At 44.4% G+C, this 320-nt stretch carries 1 pseudogene; it reads right to left on the reverse strand.

Annotated elements, in window-relative coordinates:
* Nucleotides 1-320, reverse strand: a pseudogene (locus ACWIUE_RS11970) (YidC/Oxa1 family membrane protein insertase); the annotation flags it as partial.

Consider the following 320-nt stretch of genomic DNA (forward strand, 5'->3'; position numbering starts at 1 on the left):
CCAATGCTTAAAACCACGCAAAATGCGAATGTGCCGAGTTTCAAAAGTCTTGTTTTGTAGAAAAAACTCGTGGCGTAGATGAAAATCCCGCTTGTTAGGATGAAAAATCCCGCTAGCGCGCATAAAGTCGAGGTCGTCTGCGTGGCGTCAAACTGCGTCACATCGCTTGCATACAGCGCAAATGGCGAGAAAACGCAGATTAAAAAGCAAATATTTAAAATCGCAAAGATGGAAATATCGCGGTAAGTTTTGTAGTCTTTGTCGCTAAAATCGCCGTGCGATGGGAAAATCGCGCGAATTAGATTGCGTGGGAATTTGGG

The sequence above is a fragment of the Helicobacter sp. 23-1045 genome, from assembly GCF_053654655.1.